The 17,485-nt window shown below is 69.7% G+C and carries 16 protein-coding genes and 1 riboswitch; of the genes, 13 read left to right on the top strand and 3 right to left on the bottom strand.

What is annotated here, in order from left to right:
- Position 1: 1 nt before the first annotated feature.
- Positions 2 to 95: riboswitch (TPP riboswitch) on the top strand.
- From thiM to argH, 8 genes are all read left to right on the top strand, one after another.
- The gene (gene thiM / locus CQ045_RS17845) at positions 86 to 934 is read left to right on the top strand and encodes a hydroxyethylthiazole kinase (protein ID WP_105726283.1); all 849 of its coding nucleotides are present in this window, start codon (positions 86 to 88) and stop codon (positions 932 to 934) included. (Overlaps the previous riboswitch by 10 nt.)
- The gene (locus CQ045_RS17840) at positions 931 to 3,081 is read left to right on the top strand and encodes a bifunctional hydroxymethylpyrimidine kinase/phosphomethylpyrimidine kinase (RefSeq protein WP_105726224.1); all 2,151 of its coding nucleotides are present in this window, start codon (positions 931 to 933) and stop codon (positions 3,079 to 3,081) included. Before thiM ends, CQ045_RS17840 begins: the two co-directional genes overlap by 4 nt.
- A gap of 238 nt (positions 3,082 to 3,319) precedes the next feature.
- Positions 3,320 to 4,372 (top strand): N-acetyl-gamma-glutamyl-phosphate reductase, encoded by a 1,053-nt coding sequence (gene argC, locus CQ045_RS17835; protein WP_105726222.1) that lies wholly within the window; start codon positions 3,320 to 3,322, stop codon positions 4,370 to 4,372.
- Positions 4,369 to 5,526 (top strand): bifunctional glutamate N-acetyltransferase/amino-acid acetyltransferase ArgJ, encoded by a 1,158-nt coding sequence (gene argJ, locus CQ045_RS17830; RefSeq protein ID WP_105726220.1) that lies wholly within the window; start codon positions 4,369 to 4,371, stop codon positions 5,524 to 5,526. Before argC ends, argJ begins: the two co-directional genes overlap by 4 nt.
- Positions 5,523 to 6,440 carry an acetylglutamate kinase gene (argB, locus tag CQ045_RS17825; RefSeq protein WP_105726218.1) on the top strand — a complete coding sequence of 306 codons (918 nt, stop codon included), beginning with the start codon at positions 5,523 to 5,525 and terminating at the stop codon, positions 6,438 to 6,440. The genes argJ and argB overlap by 4 nt, the downstream gene beginning before the upstream one ends.
- Positions 6,437 to 7,642 carry an acetylornithine transaminase gene (locus CQ045_RS17820; protein WP_105726216.1) on the top strand — a complete coding sequence of 402 codons (1,206 nt, stop codon included), beginning with the start codon at positions 6,437 to 6,439 and terminating at the stop codon, positions 7,640 to 7,642. Before argB ends, CQ045_RS17820 begins: the two co-directional genes overlap by 4 nt.
- Positions 7,639 to 8,568 carry an ornithine carbamoyltransferase gene (gene argF, locus CQ045_RS17815; RefSeq protein WP_105726214.1) on the top strand — a complete coding sequence of 310 codons (930 nt, stop codon included), beginning with the start codon at positions 7,639 to 7,641 and terminating at the stop codon, positions 8,566 to 8,568. Before CQ045_RS17820 ends, argF begins: the two co-directional genes overlap by 4 nt.
- Positions 8,568 to 9,998 carry an argininosuccinate lyase gene (argH, locus tag CQ045_RS17810; RefSeq protein ID WP_105726212.1) on the top strand — a complete coding sequence of 477 codons (1,431 nt, stop codon included), beginning with the start codon at positions 8,568 to 8,570 and terminating at the stop codon, positions 9,996 to 9,998. Before argF ends, argH begins: the two co-directional genes overlap by 1 nt.
- 65 nt (positions 9,999 to 10,063) lie before the next feature.
- On the opposite strand, the gene CQ045_RS17805 is transcribed toward argH, so the two are convergent.
- Positions 10,064 to 10,648 (bottom strand): DUF1349 domain-containing protein, encoded by a 585-nt coding sequence (locus tag CQ045_RS17805; protein WP_105726210.1) that lies wholly within the window; start codon positions 10,646 to 10,648, stop codon positions 10,064 to 10,066.
- Between the two features lie 60 nt (positions 10,649 to 10,708).
- Between CQ045_RS17805 and CQ045_RS17800 the strand changes: the two genes are divergently transcribed.
- Both CQ045_RS17800 and CQ045_RS17795 read left to right on the top strand, forming a co-directional pair.
- A complete protein-coding gene (locus CQ045_RS17800) occupies positions 10,709 to 11,353 on the top strand; it encodes a SatD family protein (protein WP_105726208.1) in 645 nt (214 codons plus the stop codon).
- Positions 11,350 to 12,165 carry a hypothetical protein gene (locus CQ045_RS17795; RefSeq protein WP_105726206.1) on the top strand — a complete coding sequence of 272 codons (816 nt, stop codon included), beginning with the start codon at positions 11,350 to 11,352 and terminating at the stop codon, positions 12,163 to 12,165. Before CQ045_RS17800 ends, CQ045_RS17795 begins: the two co-directional genes overlap by 4 nt.
- Before the next feature lie 7 nt (positions 12,166 to 12,172).
- On the opposite strand, the gene CQ045_RS17790 is transcribed toward CQ045_RS17795, so the two are convergent.
- Complete coding sequence (locus CQ045_RS17790) at positions 12,173 to 12,529, bottom strand: MerR family transcriptional regulator (RefSeq protein WP_105726204.1); 357 nt, start codon at positions 12,527 to 12,529, stop codon at positions 12,173 to 12,175.
- A 53-nt stretch (positions 12,530 to 12,582) separates the two neighbouring features.
- On the opposite strand from CQ045_RS17790, the gene CQ045_RS17785 reads away from it, so the two are divergent.
- The 3 genes from CQ045_RS17785 to CQ045_RS17775 are packed head-to-tail and all read left to right on the top strand — an operon-like array spanning position 12,583 to position 15,700.
- Positions 12,583 to 13,536, top strand: a complete 954-nt coding sequence (locus CQ045_RS17785; protein ID WP_105726202.1) for an aldo/keto reductase — start codon at positions 12,583 to 12,585, stop codon at positions 13,534 to 13,536.
- Between the two features lie 39 nt (positions 13,537 to 13,575).
- Positions 13,576 to 14,877 (top strand): tyrosine--tRNA ligase, encoded by a 1,302-nt coding sequence (tyrS, locus tag CQ045_RS17780; RefSeq protein ID WP_105726200.1) that lies wholly within the window; start codon positions 13,576 to 13,578, stop codon positions 14,875 to 14,877.
- A 28-nt stretch (positions 14,878 to 14,905) separates the two neighbouring features.
- On the top strand, positions 14,906 to 15,700 hold the full coding sequence (locus tag CQ045_RS17775; RefSeq protein WP_105726198.1) for a DUF4184 family protein: 795 nt from the start codon (positions 14,906 to 14,908) through the stop codon (positions 15,698 to 15,700).
- On the opposite strand, the gene CQ045_RS17770 is transcribed toward CQ045_RS17775, so the two are convergent.
- Positions 15,685 to 17,073 carry a CoA transferase gene (locus tag CQ045_RS17770; protein ID WP_105726196.1) on the bottom strand — a complete coding sequence of 463 codons (1,389 nt, stop codon included), beginning with the start codon at positions 17,071 to 17,073 and terminating at the stop codon, positions 15,685 to 15,687. The two genes, CQ045_RS17775 and CQ045_RS17770, sit on opposite strands and share 16 nt — an antisense overlap.
- Positions 17,074 to 17,485: the final 412 nt, after the last annotated feature.

Here is a 17,485-nt window from a genome sequence, read left to right as displayed (position 1 = left end):
GAGCAGTGACACGGGGTGCCGCATCCGCGGCTGAGAACAGACCCGTCGAACCTGATCTAGTTCGTACTAGCGAAGGGATGTCGCGATGAGCGATCTTCTGCGTCCTGATTCCACCATCGACCTCGCGGTCTCCGCCGCGACCCTGCTGGGGGTGGTGCGCGAGGCGCCACCGCTCACGCACTGCATCACCAACGCCGTCGTCACGGGATTCACGGCCAACGTGCTGCTCGCGGTCGGGGCCGCTCCCGCCATGGTCGACATCGTCGGCGAGGCCGAGATGTTCGCCGGAGTCGCCTCGGGGCTGCTGATCAACCTGGGCACGCCGACACCTGAACAGCGGGCGGCGAGTCTCGAGGCGGTCGCCGGCGCCACGGCATCCGGTACGCCGTGGGTGCTCGATCCGGTCGCCATCGGCGCGCTCCCCGTGCGCACCGCCCTCGCCCACGAGCTGGTGGCGCTCCGACCGACGGCGATCCGCGGCAACGCCTCGGAGATCCTCGCGCTCGCCGGACTCAGCGTCGGCGGTCGTGGCGTCGATGCCACGGACAGCACCGATGCCGCCGCGGATGCCGCGGCCACGCTCGCGCGTCGGACGGGTGCCGTGGTCGCCGTGTCCGGTCCGATCGACCTCATCACCGACGGCGAGCGGGTGCTCCGCCTGGCGAACGGCCATGAGCTCCTCACCCGCGTCACCGGCGGGGGATGCGCACTCGGTGCCGTGATGGCCGCCTTCCTCGGGGCTGCCAGCGTGACGGGGCACGACGCGCTCACCGCCGTCGCCTCCGCCAGCCTCGTCTACACGATCGCGGCCGAGCAGGCTGCCGAGGCCTCGGCCGGCCCCGGCAGCTTCGCCGTCGCACTGTTGGACGCGCTCGCCGCGGTTCGAGCGGACGCGCCCATCGCCCGCGCCCGGGTCGAGGAGGGCGCGCTGTGAACGCCGACCTCTCCCTGTACCTCGTCACGGACGCGGAGCTCTGCGGAGAGCGCGGCGTCGTCGAGACCGTCCGGCAGGCCGTGGACGGTGGCGTTCGCATCGTGCAGCTCCGTGACAAGGAAGCGACCGATGCCGAGACCGTCGAGCAGCTCGTCGCCCTGTCGGAAGCGATCGACGGCCGCGCGCTCCTCGTCGTGAACGATCGGCTGGAGGCCGCTGTCGCCGCTCGCGGACGCGGAGCGCGCGTGGATGGAGTGCATCTGGGACAGGGTGATGCGTCGGTGCTGCGCGCGCGGGCTGCGCTCGGCCCCGACGCGCTGATCGGCCTCACGGCCAATACGCCCGCGCATCTCGAGGCGCTGCGGGCCCTTCCTGCCGGCACCGTCGACTATTTGGGTGTCGGCGTGATCCGCCCCACCGCCACCAAGCCCGACCATCCGGAACCGCTCGGCATCGACGGCTTCGCCGCGTTCGTGGCGAGCAGCCCGCTCCCGTGCGTGGCGATCGGCGGAGTCGGCATCGACGACACCGAAGAGCTGCGCGATGCCGGTGCGGTCGGACTCGCCGTCGTCTCGGTGCTGTGCGCCGCCGCCGACCCCGCAGCGACCGCCGGTGCTTTCCGACGCCGGTGGCTCGCCCGCGCCGTGCCCCGGGTGCTCACCATCGCCGGCAGCGACCCGTCGGGCGGTGCCGGCATCCAGGCCGACCTCAAATCCATCGCGGCGAACGGCGGCTACGGCATGGCCGTCCTCACCGCCCTGACCGCGCAGAACACACAGGGTGTACGCGCCGTGCACGTGCCGCCCGCGGAGTTCCTCCGTGCGCAGCTGGACGCGATCTCGGACGACATCGTGGTCGACGCGGTGAAGATCGGGATGCTGGCCGATGCCGAGGTCATCCGCACGGTGGGCGCGTGGCTCGACCACGTCCGACCGCCCGTCGTCGTGCTCGATCCGGTCATGGTGGCCACGTCCGGCGATCGGCTGCTGGATCGGGATGCCGAACGGGCGCTGCACGACCTGCTCGACCGCGCGACCCTGATCACGCCGAATCTCGCCGAACTCGCGGTGCTGTCGAATCGAGAGATCAGCGACTGGGAAGACGCGATCTCCGTTGCTGAGGAGCTGTCGGTGCAGATCGGTGCCGCCGTGCTCGTCAAAGGCGGCCACCTCACCGGCGACGAGGCTCCGGACGCCCTGCTCGACGGGCGTCGTGGACGGCGGGAGGAGTTCTCCGGACCCCGCATCGCGACGGACAACACGCACGGCACCGGCTGTTCGCTGTCATCCGCCCTCGCCACCCTGCTGGCGCGGGGCGAGGAGCCCGGGGATGCTGTCCGCGCGGCCCGCACCTGGCTCCGCGAGTCGTTGCGGGAGGGGGAATCCCTGCGCGTGGGACAGGGGCATGGCCCGATCAGCCATTTCGCCGGCCTGTGGGAGCGCGGCGGCACCACGCCGCGACCCGGAGCGCCCGACATCACCGCCGACTGGTGGCAGCGCATCGCCGGGATCCGCGCCGGGATCGACGATCTGCCGTTCATCCAGGAGCTCGCAGACGGCACGCTGGAGCGCGCGCCGTTCCTGTCCTACCTCGCCCAGGACGCGCTGTACCTGCGCGAGTACGCGCGCGTTCTCGCCGAAGCAGCCCGGCTCGCGCCCACATCGGGTGAGCAGGCGTTCTGGGCGGAGTCTGCACACGGCTCCATCGTCGGTGAACTCGAGCTGCACGCCTCCTGGCTGACCCCTTCGCAAGGGGTGAGCACCGCGACGTTCTCGGCCGAGCCGGGACCCGCGACCACGGCCTACCTCGATCACCTGCGCTCCGTCGCGTTCGGCGGCGACTATGCGGAGATCGTCGCCGCCGTCCTCCCGTGCTTCTGGCTCTACACCGACCTCGGTCGACGCCTGCACGCGGGGGAGTTCGGTGCGCATGCGCGCGACCCGCAGCATCCCTATGCCTCGTGGCTCGCGACATATGCCGACCCGGCGTTCGACGAGGCCACCAGGACGGCGATCAGCTATGCAGCCGAGGCTGCGGCGGCGGCGGATGCCGGCACCAGGGAGCGGATGCGGAGAGCGTTCGAGACCTCGAGCGCGCACGAGCTCGCCTTCTTCGCCGCTCCCTCGGAGGCGCATCCCGGCGGATGAACGTCGGATTTGCGGATGCGGTGGCGGCCGCGCTACTGTCACGTCATGCCTTCGGCCGCCACCGCTTCTTCGACGCTCGCTCCGAGCGTCATCGCTGTGCGCCGACGCCGCGGCCGCCGACTGTAGGCGACCCCGCCCTCCTGCCTGTGCACGCACGGCGGTCGAGTGCCGGTGTCGCCGCCTCCGGCCCCGTCCCCGGTCCCGATTTCCTCGAGGGCCCGACCGTTAAGGTAGAAGCATGACGTATTCCGTCGCCGTCTCCGGCGCATCCGGCTACGCAGGCGGCGAGATCCTCCGCCTCCTGGCCGATCATCCCGACATCGAGATCCGCACCGTGACGGCGCATTCGAACGCCGGGCAGCCTCTCGTCGATCACCAGCCGCATCTGCGTTCACTCGCGCATCTCACCCTGCAGGACACGACACCCGCGATCCTCTCCGGCCACGACATCGTGTTCCTCGCGCTCCCTCATGGGCAGTCAGGCCAGTACACCGACGCCCTGGGCGACGTTCCGCTCGTGATCGACGCGGGTGCCGACCATCGGCTCACCTCGGCATCGGCGTGGGATGCGTTCTACGGCGGCGGGTTCCACGAACCGTGGACGTACGGCGTCCCGGAGCTGCTGGTCGGGAACGGCAAGCAGCGCGAGCAGCTGAGGGGTGCGACCCGCATCGCCGCTCCCGGTTGCAACGCCTCGACCGTGAGCCTGAGCCTCGCTCCCGGCGTCGCTGCCGGCGTGATCGACCCGTCCGACATTGTCTCGGTGCTCGCGGTCGGTCCGTCCGGCGCGGGCAAGAGCCTCAAGACCAATCTGCTCGGCAGCGAGATTCTCGGCACGGCGAACCCCTATGCCGTCGGCGGGACCCACCGGCACATCCCCGAGATCCGTCAGGCGCTCGCCGCGGCTTCGGGTGCGGATGCCGACAGCATCCGGATCTCCTTCACTCCGGTTCTGGTCCCGATGTCGCGGGGGATCCTCGCCACCTCGACCGCCCCGATCGTCGAGGGTGCCACCGACGCGCAGATCCGCGACGCGTGGCAGGGCGCGTACGGCGATGAGACCTTCGTGCAGCTGCTGCCGGAGGGACGCTTCCCGCGCACAGCCGATGTGCTGGGCGCCAACACCGCGCTGATCGGGCTGGCGATCGACCGGGCCGCGAACCGTGTGACCGTGGTCGCCGCGGTCGACAACCTCGTCAAGGGCACCGCGGGAGCAGCCATCCAATCCATGAACATCGCGCTGGGGCTGCCCGAGGCCCGCGCCCTCTCACTGAACGGAGTCGCGCCGTGAGCGTCACCGCCCCCGCAGGATTCGAGGCGGCCGGTGTCGCCGCCGGACTCAAGTCCACCGGAAAGCTCGATGTCGCCGTCGTCGTGAACCGCGGACCTCGCAAGGTCGGTGCTGCGGTCTTCACGAGCAACCGCGCCAAAGCCAACCCGATCATCTGGTCGCAGCAGGCCGTCGCCGATCGCGTGGTCGAGGCCGTCGTGCTCAACTCCGGTGGGGCGAACTGCTTCACCGGGAGCTTCGGCTTCCAGACGACGCACCAGACTGCCGAGAAGGCCGCCGAGCTCCTCGGGGTCAGCGCCGGCGACGTGCTGATCTGCTCGACGGGGCTCATCGGCACCGGCGACGAGACGTTCCGCGCGCGGGTGCTCAGCGGTACCGAGCAGGCGATCGCCGAACTCAGCGCCGCCGGCGGCGAGGACGCGGCGCAGGCCATCATGACCACCGACACCGTGGCGAAGACGGCTGTCATCAGCCGTGACGGCTGGACGATCGGCGGCATGGCGAAGGGCGCGGGGATGCTCGCACCGGGACTCGCCACGATGCTCGTGGTGATCACGACCGATGCCGTGCTCGAGCCGCTGCAGGCCGATGAGGCGCTGCGCAGGGCGACGGGGCAGACGTTCGATCGTCTCGACTCCGACGGCTGCATGTCGACCAACGACCAGGTCACGCTTCTCGCCAACGGCGCATCCGAGGTCGTGCCCGACCTCGACGACTTCGCCGCTGCTCTCACCGAGCTCTGCCAGCAGCTCGCGGTCAAGCTCCAGGGTGATGCCGAGGGTGCGAGCCACGACATCACGATCGAAGTGCTGCACGCGGTGTCCGAGCAGGAGGCGGTCGAGGTCGGCCGCTCCGTCGCGCGCAACAACCTGTTCAAGGCCGCGATCTTCGGCAACGACCCGAACTGGGGTCGGGTGCTGGCGGCGATCGGCACGACCACCGCGCAGTTCGACCCGTACGACGTGGACGTCTGGATGAACGGCGTCCGGGTCTGCACCGAAGGCGGCCCCGACCGCCCTCGCGAAGAGGTCGATCTCACCCCGCGCGCCACACACCTCGTGATCGACCTGAAGGTCGGGGAATCGACTGCGACCGTCCTCACCAACGACCTCACCCACGATTACGTGCACGAGAACAGCGCCTACGCCTCATGACCGACATCCAGGACACCCCGGCCGAAGTCGCCGCGCAGAAGGCCACCACGCTCATCGAGTCCCTGCCGTGGCTGAAGAAGTTCCGCGACCAGATCGTCGTCATCAAGTACGGCGGGAACGCGATGGTGTCGGAGGAGCTGCAGGATGCCTTCGCGCAGGACATCGCCTACCTCCGCTATGTCGGAGTGCTTCCGGTGGTCGTCCACGGTGGAGGGCCCCAGATCTCGAACATGCTGCAGCGTCTCGAGATCCCCAGCGAGTTCAAGGGCGGCTATCGCGTCACCAACACCGAGGCGATCAGTGTCGTGCGCATGGTGCTCACCGGCCAGGTCAACCCGCAGCTCGTGACCAAGATCAACTCGCACGGTCCGATAGCCACAGGTCTCAGCGGGGAGGACGCCGGGCTCTTCGGCGGACGCCGCCGCGGCGTCGTCATCGACGGCGAAGAGGTCGATCTCGGTCGCGTCGGCGATGTCGTCGAGGTCGATCCGACCCCGGTGCTCGACCACCTCGCGGCCGGTCGCATCCCGGTCGTGTCGAGCATCGCGCCCGACCTCGACCACCCCGGTCAGTCGCTGAACGTCAACGCGGATGCTGCGGCCGCGGCCCTCGCCGTGTCGCTGAACGCGCGCAAACTCGTGATCCTCACGGATGTGCCGGGGCTCTATGCCGACTGGCCCAATCGTGATTCGCTCGTCTCGCATCTGACCTCCGAGGACCTCATCCGGATGCTGCCGAAGCTCGAGTCAGGGATGATCCCGAAGATGCGCGCCTGCCTCGATGCGGTCGAGGGCGGCGTGGACGCCGCCGCGATCATCGACGGGCGGGTGCCGCACTCGGTGCTCGTCGAGCTTTTCACCAGCAAGGGAATCGGAACCGAAGTGGTTCTGGGAAAGACGGAGGTGACGGCATGACCGTCTGGCAGGACGATGCGGCACGCGATCTGGTGCTCAACGCGGGGGACCGGCTGGCGATGCTGGTCCGCGGTGAAGGCTCGTACCTGTGGGATGCCGACGGCCGACGCCACCTCGACTTCCTCGCCGGCATCGCGGTGACCTCCCTCGGTCACGCGCATCCCGCATTCGTCACGGCGGTCTCGACGCAGGCGGCGACGCTCGCCCACGTGTCGAACTACTTCGCGACGCCTCCCCAGCTCGCGCTCGCCGCACGCCTCAAGCGCCTCGCCGGCGCCGGCATCGACGGGCGGGTGTTCTTCTCGAACTCCGGCGCCGAGGCCAACGAGGCCGCCTTCAAGCTCGCCCGCCTGCACGGTGGCGCGGAGCGCCCGCGGATCCTCGCGCTCGAGAACGGCTTCCACGGCCGCACGATGGGGTCCCTCGCGATGACCGCCAAGGCATCGATGCGCGCCCCGTTCGAGCCGATGCCGGCCGGTGTCGAGCACATCCCGGCCACGATCGAGGCACTCGAAGCAGCGATCGACGACCGCGTGGCCGCCGTGATCGTCGAACCTATCCAGGGCGAGGCCGGCGTCGTCGAGCTGCCCGAGGGGTACCTCGCGGCCGCTCGCTCGCTGACCCTCACCCATGGCGCGCTCCTGATCGTGGACGAGATCCAGACCGGGGCCGGTCGTACCGGCCAGTGGTTCGGTTTCAGTCACGAGGGCATCACGCCCGATGCCATCACGCTGGCGAAGGGCATCGGCGGCGGATTCCCGATCGGCGCGCTCGTCACCTACGGGGCGGCCAGTTCCCTCTTCACCCCTGGATCGCACGGCTCCACGTTCGGCGGGAACCCGCTGGCGACGGCCGTCGCCGATGCGGTGCTCGCCGAGATCGAGAGCGCCGGCCTCGTCGAGAACGCTGCTCGACGTGGTGCCGAGCTGCGCGAGATCCTCCTCGACATCGACTCCCCGCTGATCGTCGGCGTGCGCGGGCGCGGACTTCTCGTCGGCGTGGCGCTGTCCGCTCCGGTCGCCGGAGACGTCGTGGCGGCCGCCCAGGAGCGCGGTCTCATCGTCAATGCCGCAAACCCCGAGACGGTGCGCATCGCACCTGCGCTCACCATCGGCGACGCCGAGCTCGCGGAGTTCCGCGAGCTGTTCACGGCATCCCTCGCCGACGTCCAGGCCTCTGCTTCCGGAAAGGTACCCGCATGACCCGCCACCTGCTGCGCGACGACGATCTGACGCCCGCCGAGCAGGCCGAGATCCTCGATCTCGCCCTCGAGCTGAAGAAGGACCGCTGGGCCGACAAGAGCCTCGCCGGCCCGCAGACCGTCGCCGTGATCTTCGACAAGTCCTCGACGCGCACCCGGGTCTCCTTCGCGGTGGGCATCGCCGACCTCGGTGGTTCCCCTCTGATCATCTCGACGGCGAACAGCCAGCTCGGCGGCAAGGAGACCCCCTCCGACACCGCACGGGTGCTCGAGCGTCAGGTCGCGGCCATCGTGTGGCGCACGTACGCGCAGTCGGGCCTCGAGGAGATGGCCGCGGGCACCCGGGTCCCCGTGATCAACGCCCTGTCGGACGACTTCCACCCGTGCCAGCTGCTGGCCGACCTGCTCACGATCCGCGAGCACAAGGGCGACCTCAAGGGACTCACGCTCACGTTCTTCGGCGACGGGCAGAGCAACATGGCCCACTCGTACGCGCTCGCCTGCGTCACCGCCGGAATGCATGTGCGCATCGCCTCCCCGGCGGACTACGCGCCGCGTGCGGACGTCATCGAGGCCGCGGATCGTCGCGCCGCCGAGACCGGTGGGTCGATCGCGCTGTACACCGACCCGGTCGAGGCCGCAGCCGGCGCGGACGTCGTGGTCACCGACACCTGGGTGTCGATGGGCAAGGAGGAGGAGAAGCTCGCGCGCATCCGCGACCTGGGCGGCTACAAGGTGACGCCGGAGACGATGACGCTCGCCGACTCGGAGGCGATCTTCATCCACTGCCTCCCCGCAGATCGTGGCTACGAGGTCGACTCCTCGGTCATCGACGGTCCGCAGAGCGTGGTCTGGGACGAGGCGGAGAACCGTCTGCACGCGCAGAAGGCCCTGCTGGTGTGGCTCCTCGGCAAGAAGGACGCATGATGTCGGACGCGACGCACGAAGGCACCAACGAAGGCGCGCTCTGGGGCGCGCGCTTCGCCACCGGCCCGTCGCCCGAGCTGGTCGAGCTCAGCCGATCGACCCACTTCGACTGGATCCTCGCTCCCTACGACATCGCCGGCTCGCATGCACATGCCACAGCGCTGGCGGCGGCGGGGTATCTCGAGGCGGATGAAGCGCGGCGGATGCACGAGGGACTCGACGCCGTCGCCCGCCGCGTGGCCGACGGCACCCTCCGCCCCGTGCCGACCGACGAAGACGTGCACGGCGCACTCGAGCAGGCGCTGATCGCGGAGCTCGGACCGGAGCTGGGGGGCCGTCTGCGCGCCGGCCGCAGCCGGAACGATCAGATCGCCACTCTGGTGCGCATGTACCTGATCGACCACGCGCGAGTGATCGCCCGCGACATCCTGCGGGTCGTCGACGCGCTGGTCGCCCAGGCCGAGGCGCACCCTGATGCGATCCTCCCCGGGCGCACGCACCTGCAGCACGCCCAGCCGGTGCTGCTCGCCCACCACCTGCAGGCGCACGGCTGGCCGCTGGTGCGCGAGCTCGAGCGTCTCGTGGACTGGCGTCGTCGGGCCGGGGTCTCGCCGTACGGCGGGGGAGCACTGGCCGGCTCCACCCTCGGTCTCGACCCCGCGCTCGTGGCGACCGAGCTCGGACTCGACCGCCCCGCCGAGAACTCGCTCGACGGCACGGCCGCGCGGGATGTCGTGGCGGAGTTCGCGTTCATCGCGGCCATGACCGGCGTCGACCTGTCGCGGCTGTCCGAGGAGATCATCCTCTGGAACACGCGCGAGTTCGGCTTCGTCACGCTCGACGACGGGTATTCGACCGGGTCGAGCATCATGCCGCAGAAGAAGAACCCGGACATCGCGGAGCTCGCACGAGGCAAGTCGGGGCGTCTCATCGGCAACCTGTCCGGTCTCCTCGCGACGCTCAAAGGGCTCCCGCTCGCATACAACCGCGACCTGCAGGAGGACAAAGAGCCGGTCTTCGACTCGGTGCAGACCCTCGAGGTCGTGCTCCCGGCGTTCGCCGGCATGATCGCGACACTGCGTTTCGACACCGAGCGGATGGCGGCGCTGGCGCCGCAGGGCTTCTCGCTCGCGACCGATGTCGCTGAGTGGCTGGTGAAGCGGCGGGTGCCGTTCCGGGACGCCCACGAGATCTCCGGTGCGCTGGTGCGCGCGTGTGAAGAACAGGGCATCGGGCTGGAGGACGCGTCCGATCAGCTGCTGCAGTCCGTGTCGCCGCATCTCGTGCCGGAGGTGCGCGAGGTCCTCACGATCGAGGGCTCTGTCGCCTCCCGGACCGGTGTCGGCGGGACCGCCCCGGTACGGGTCGCCGAGCAACGGGCGGAACTCGTCGCGCGCGCTCAGGCCGCCGCGCACGCTCTCGGCCTGTAGTCGGTGCTATCGAAGGAGGGACGGGCCCGCGGGCCCGTCCCTCCTTCGTCTGTGCTGAGCAGGGCTCAGTGCAGTTCGGCGTCGGCCGCGGACCGCGCCCACCGGGTGAACCGCACGGTCAGACCCGCACGCGTCGGTGCCGCGAGGAACGGGCCGGCGGATGCCGCAGCGTGGCCGTCGAACGGAGCGACGCGCACGAGCCGCCACGGCTCGTCGTCGGCGCGCGCCCGCACGATCACGGCGTCCGACCACCGGCTCACCCTGACCGTGATCTCGCGGTCGTGCCAGTCGTCGACGAAGCCGACCGACCAGTCCGACCCTCCGGCGGTGACCACGGCGCCGAGCCCGAGATGGTCGTCGGCGAACTCGACGCCGGTCTTCACCCAGTGCTCATCGTCGATCCGCACGAAGATCCCCGCCTGGTCGAACTGGCCGTCCCACGGCGCCCGGAACGACACCTCCATCGCCTCGCCGACGGCGAGGGGTGCGAGCAGGGCGTGTTCGGTGTCGTGCACGAACCCGTAGGCGGTGTGCCGCCAGGCGTCGCTGCCTTCGACGGCGGTGACGTCGAGGTGCTCGGCGTCGTTCACGGCGGCGGGGGCGTGGGTCCAGGTTCCCTCGGACCAGGCAAGGATGCTCGAATCAGGCATGTTTCCAATCCATAACCAAATAGTGCATATAACTAAGAATATTCGTGATAAGGTTATCGCATGGTCATCGCTGTGATCGCAGACATCGTGGGCTCCCGTGAACTCGGCGACCGCGGTGCAGCGCAGCGCGTACTGGACGAGACCATCGCGCAGGCGGAGACCGACCTCCCGCTGGCGGCGCAACCGTTGACGCCCACGGTAGGGGACGAGCAGCAGGGCGTCTACCGAGAGCTCGGCGATGCGCTCAGTTCGCTCTTCCTGATCCAACTGGGACTGCCCGACGGGATCGCCTTCCGATTCGGCATCGGCGTGGGCGAGGTGCGCGCCGTCGCCTCCGTGCACGGCGAGCTCGCCGACGGGCCGGGATGGTACGCCGCGCGGGCCGCGATCGAGACGGTGCACTCCCGTGAGCAGCGCGCCGTGCCGCGAACGCGCACCTGGATTGTCGGAGCCCCGGGGCAGGATGAGGTCATGGCGTCGACGATCGCGGTCTCCAATGCCTACCTGCTCGCGCGTGACGAGCTCGTGGGTGCGATGAGTGCGCGCGAGCGGCGACTCACCTACGGGCGCCTGGTCGGCCGTTCGCAACAGGAGCTCGCGGCGCAGGAGGGCATCTCGCAGCCGAGCGTCTCGAAATCGCTGCGACGCGCCGGATCCGCCGCGCTCATCGAAGGACTCGCCGCTCTGAGAGGAGAGCTGGCATGATCGTCGCCGGATTCATCCTGCTCGCCATCGGAGCCGCAGACCTCGTGCGGCAGTTCGCCCCCCGGCGTTGGATCGGATACCTGGCCGCGGCCGTCGTGCTGCTGCTGCTCGGCAGCGTCAGCGACGCGCTTCTGCCGATGATCGCCGCGCTCGTGTCCGGAGCGCTCTGGATCTGGTGCATGCCCGACGGACGGTCGTCACGCGCGGGCTTCTGGCCCGCCGTCATCCTCGCTCTCGTCGTCGTCGGAGCCGTGATCTCGATGGGCGCACGCGCCCAGGCCGGGCTCATCGGCGAGGTGTGGCAGTTGCGTTCGCCGTTCGGCGAGGTCACGTTCGACCTGGCGATGCTGGTGCTCGGGGTGTCGGCGTTCCTGCTCGAGTCCGCGAACCTCGTGGTGCGCGCCGCTCTCGACGGTGAACATACCTGGCGCCCTGTGGAGCAGATCGCCGAATCACGCACCGCATCCGCCGCCGAGACCACACCCGTCGACATGGAGGCGCGTCAGGCCTCCGCCGAACCGACCGCAGATCAGCCGCGCCTGGTGGCGACCGCCCCTGATCCGCGGGCCGGTTTCCAGGGCGGACGACTGATCGGCCCGCTGGAACGCATCCTCGTGCTGATCCTCACGCTCGCCGCGGCATACCCGATCCTCGCGGCGATGCTGGCGGCGAAGGGAATCGTCCGCTTCCCGGAGATCTCCCGTGACGGCGAGACCGGCGCCAGAGCCGAGTACTTCCTCGTGGGCAGCCTCGTCAGCTGGGTCATCGCCCTCGGCGCCGCCTTCCTCGTGTGGTGGGCAGCGCACAGCTGACGGCGGTTCAGTCCGACGACCGATACCAGTCCAGCTTCTCCACGAGACGACGCTGCTGCGCGAGAACGTCGGCGAGCTGCTTCTCGACCGTCACCGCGTGCTCCTCGAGAAGCGCTATCCGCTCCGGGATCGTGTCTTCGCGCTGGCAGAGCTGGCCGTAGCGGCGCAGTCGTTCCACCGGCATGCCGGTCTCGCGGAGGCACTTGAGGAACTCCAGGAGTCCGAGCTCGGTATCGGTGTACGCGCGATGCCCGCCGGCTGTACGAGACACCGCGGGCAGGATGCCCTCGCGCTCGTAGTACCGGAGCGTGTCGATGCTGAATCCGGAGCGAGCGGCGGCCTCCGCCGGCGTGTACGTGGTCATGATCCGAGCATAGGACTTGACCTGGAGCGCGCTCCAGGTTGCACAGTGAGGTCATGACCAACCGGAACACCCCTGCATCCCCGCTCGTCCTCGGAGCGATGTCCTTCGGCACGCTCGTCGACGAGGAGACCTCCTTCGCCCTGCTCGACCGCTTCGTCGACCGCGGCGGCATCTGGATCGACACCGCCGACTGCTACAGCTTCTGGACGAGCGAGACAGGGCAGGGAGGAGCGTCCGAGGAGGTGCTCGGACGCTGGCTCGCGGCGCGACCGCATGCTCGTGCGCAGGTCCGCATCTCGACCAAGGTCGGTGCCGAGCCCCTCTGGCCCGGGTCGTGGCCCGAGCACCGGGCAGGGCTCTCTCCTCGTGCGATCCGCACTGCCGTCGAAGGGAGCCTCGAGCGCCTGGGCGTCGACAGGATCGACCTGCTCTGGCTGCACCAGGAGGATCGGACGGTCGCGATCGAGGACACGGTGGACGCCCTCGCGGCGCTCACCGCGGACGCCACGGTGACCCGCGTCGGCGCCTCGAACCACCCGGCCTGGCGCATCGAGCGCGCCCGTGCGCACGCGAGATCCATCGGAAGCGTACCCATCGACGCGTTCCAGTTGAACAGCACGTACCTGCGCACGCGACCGGGGACGCTTCCTCCCGGGGTCGCGCATCCCTTCGGCGTGCTGAGCGACGAGCAGCGGGACTTCGCCCTGGCGAACGGCATCGAGATCTGGGCGTACACCCCGCTGCTCTCCGGCGCCTACGACAACCCGGCGAAGCCCGTGCCCGAGGTGTACGACCACCCCGGCACCGCACATCGGCTCGCGGTGCTGGACGAGATCGCGGCGGCGCGGGGGCTCGGACGAGGGCAGGTCGTGCTGGCGTGGCAGCTCGCGCGCGGCATCCGCCCCATCCTCGGCGGCAGCAAGCTCGATCAGCTGGATGTCGCGATGGACGCCGCATCGATCGCCCTTTCCGACGACGAGATCACTCTCCTCGACGGGCCCGTGTGAGGCGATTCGGCGGTGCGCTGCGCTGATAGCCTGGAGCGCGTGTCAACTCCCGCTCTGACGACCGCACCCCAGGCGATCGACCCCACGTTCGAGAACGTGTGGGACGAACTCGTGTGGCGTGGACTGGTCCATGTGTCCACCGACCAGGAGGCGCTGCGCGCCCTGCTCGCGGGAGACCCCATCACGTATTACTGCGGGTTCGATCCGACGGCAGCGAGCCTGCACCTCGGCAACCTCGTGCAGCTGCTGACTCTGCGCCGTATCCAGCTGGCCGGCCACAAGCCGCTCGGACTCGTCGGCGGATCGACCGGACTCATCGGCGACCCCCGGCCCACGGCCGAACGCACGCTGAACACCCGGGAGACCGTCGAGGACTGGGTGGGTCGCCTGCGCACCCAGGTCGAGCGGTACCTCAGCTTCGAGGGCGACAACGCGGCACGCATCGTGAACAACCTCGACTGGACCGCGCCGCTGAGCGCGATCGACTTCCTTCGTGAGATCGGCAAGTACTTCCGTGTCGGCACGATGCTGAAGAAGGATGCGGTCGCCGCGCGGCTGAACTCCGACGAGGGCATCAGCTACACCGAGTTCAGCTACCAGATCCTGCAGGGGATGGACTTCCTCGAGTTGTACCGCCAGTACGACTGCGTGCTGCAGACGGGCGGATCCGACCAGTGGGGCAACCTCACCAGTGGCACGGACCTGATCCGGCGGGCCGAGGGAGCGTCGGTGCACGCCATCGGCACCCCGCTGATCACCAACAGCGACGGCACCAAGTTCGGCAAGAGCGAGGGCAACGCCATCTGGCTCGATGCCGAGATGTGCAGCCCGTACCGGATGTACCAGTTCTGGCTCAGCACGACGGATGCCGACGTCATCGACCGCCTGAAGGTCTTCACCTTCCTCAGCAGGTCCGAGATCGAGGAGTACGCCGAGCTCGTGGCGACGGAGCCGTTCCGTCGCGCCGCGCAGAAGCGACTCGCGCTCGAGGTCGTCGCGACGGTGCACGGCATCGATGCGACGGCGTCGGTGATCGCGGCATCCGAGGCGCTGTTCGGGCAGGGCGACCTGACCGCGCTCGATGCCGACACGCTCCGCACCGCGTTGGAGGAGCTTCCGAACGCGACGGCCGCCGCCGGGACCCCGGTGCTCGAGGCACTGGTCTCGACCGGGCTCGTGGCGAGCCTGTCCGAGGCGAGGCGTGCCCTCGCTCAGGGCGGTGTCTCACTCGACGGCGTCCGTGTGGAAGATGAGGCGGCCACGGTCCAGGGAACTCTGCCTGGGGGAGTGTCCGTTCTCCGCCGCGGCAAGAAGACCCTCGCCGGCGTCTTCCTCGGCTGAGTCATCGGCCTTCGGATAGCAGAGACGAATGCCCTTCACTCCGAGTCACGCCCTCGTCGCGCTGCCGTTCATCCGGACGCCGTTGGTGCCGGCGGCGATCGCGATCGGCGCCATGACGCCGGACCTGCCGCTGTTCGTCCGGGGCGTGGGGCTGGACTACTCGTTCACCCACACGTTCGGCAATGTGGTGTGGACGGCGGTGATCGCCTTCGTGCTGTTCCTGATCTGGCGGGTCGTGCTGCGCCCGGCGGTTCCTGAACTCGCTCCGCTGTGGCTGGCGCGACGTCTTCCCACGGACTGGAGTGCGGGCGGCGCCGAGGCTGCGGGAAGAGCCGTCGGCGTGGGGGAGAAGCGCTGGTATCCGGTGCTCCTCGCGGTGTCGTTCCTGATCGGCGTGGCCTCGCACATCCTCTGGGATCTCTTCACGCATGAGGGGCGTGCCGGCGTGGAGCTGCTCCCCGGTCTCGACGCGATGTGGGGTCCGCTGCCCGGATTCAAATGGCTCCAGCACGGGTCGAGTGTGATCGGCCTCCTCATCATCGGCGTCTGGGCACTGCTCTGGCTGCGTCGGAGGGAAGCACGGACCGACGCCACGCAGTCGCTGCCGCAGGGAGTGCGCATCGCGTGGTGGGTGTCGCTTCCGGTGATTCTGGTCGCTGCGCTCGTCTGGGGGATCATCGCGTTCGGCCCCCTCGACGCGGAGTTCACCGTCCAGCATCTCGCCTATCGTGTGCTCCCCCCGGCCTGCGCGCTCTGGGGCGCCGTCACCTTCGCGCTCTGCATCGTGCTGGCGGTGCGGGGCCGTCGTCACCAGACGGGCTGATCAGAGCCCCAGGTGTGAGGCGCGTCGAACTCGAAGCCGGCCAGCGCGGGACGAGAGGTCACGAGAGACCGCCCGTCGACGTCGAACCGCGCGACGTGGGGCGCAGGGTCGAACTCGGTCGGCACCTGAGGTTCTCGCCGTCGCGGCATCCCGAGCAGCTCGGCGGCGACGCGTCGGAGCGATGCGCGGACGCGCCAGCTCCCGCCCTCTCGGGCACGGCGCTCCAGCACCGTGGTGACCGCGGCGGCGAGAAGGTACCCGGCACTGTGATCGAGGGCCTGCGCCGGCAGTGCTCCCGGACGCACGCCGTCCGACGACTCGACGAGCGCGATCCCGGACTCCGCCTGCACGAGGCTGTCGAATCCCGCGCGATCGGGGTGCTCCGCGCCCCAGGCGCTGAGCTGGGCGACGACCAGGCCCGGATACCGGTGCACGAGCACGTCCGGATCCAGCCCCAGGCGGATGAGTGCGGCGGGTCGGTATCCCAGCACCACGGCGTCCGCCTCCGCGAGCAGCTCGTGCAGTCGTGCGGTGCGAGCATCCATCACCGCGGATCGCTTCCCGTGCCCGGTGTCGAGGTGCTGCCACTCCGGCTCCGGAAGCTGCGGCGGGTCGATACGCAGCACGTCGGCACCGAGCAGTGCCAGCGTGCGGGTGCAGACGGGACCGGCGATGACCCTGGTGAGGTCGAGGATGCGGATGCCCCGAAGCGGAAGTTGCGCCGGAGGCCGATGATGAGACGGCCGGGCACGAGGATCCGCGGGGGCCTCGACCCGGCGCACGTCGACGAGCGGACTCTGCCGCAGGGAACGATCCAGCTCCGGTGCCTCGGAGGACACCGGGACGGCGAGGCCGCCGGCCGTCGAGATGTCGGAGACGGCGTCCGCGGCGGGGCGCTCGGCGAGTGCGGATGCGACGGCATCGGCACCGGCGTCATCGTGCAGCCGAAGGCCCCTGCGGAGTCCGGCCGCATGATGCGGATAGTTGCCGTGCGTTCGGATCCAACCGTCGCTCGTGCTCCAGAATCCGGAGTACGGCGACCACACCGGGGGAGTGGCACCGTCGATGGTGAGAACTCGGTCGCTCCGGTAGGCGGTCGCGACCCGCTGCGGATCGATGTCCGCGGGGGAGCGGCCCGCGGCGAGCATCGCGGCGCCGACGCTCGCCCAAGCGAGTTCGCCGACGGAGAGACGCGAGGGCAGCGGGACGGCGGATGGTCGCGTCGGCTCGGAGATGTCGTCATCCGACCCCATGCCGAGCTCCCGCCGCACGCGTGCGAGCAGTTCCGTCGCGGCGCGCGCCCGTGCGTCGTCCCTGTCATGGCGGGGTGCGGACGCACGGGAGGAGTGCCGCGGCGCGGGGGGTGTGGGCATGGCGCGATCGTACTCCGTACGGCCTCGACCGAAGGAAATCACTCCTGATCCGGAGGAAACCGCGTGGGCACCCCAGACGACACGCCCGGGTGGTGTGGCTCGATTTGCCAGAACCCCGGGATCCGCGTAACTTATTACTTGTTCGCCCCACAGGGAAGCGGAGGAGCCAAGAGCTTCACCCCCCTCAAGCGGAGAACCACTCCCGATCCACTCTCACTTGAGAGATCAGATGCTTGCGTCTAGGATGGGAGATCCACCCCTTCTGCGGCTGTCATCAGCTGCGCAGCGGATCCATGATCTGCGCCGCGCGCCGATTTGACAAGCGAGACAGGGTGGGTAAGATAGAGAAGTTGCCCTGCGGGCCTGGCTGTGATGGCTGGGTCGTGGGAGCATCCGATCCTTGAGAACTCAA

It is taken from the genome of Microbacterium sp. MYb66, assembly GCF_002979435.1.
In the GTDB taxonomy this organism is placed as follows: Bacteria; Actinomycetota; Actinomycetes; order Actinomycetales; family Microbacteriaceae; genus Microbacterium.
Note: the sequence above shows the minus strand (reverse complement) of the source record. Positions and strands in the feature narration are given on the sequence as shown.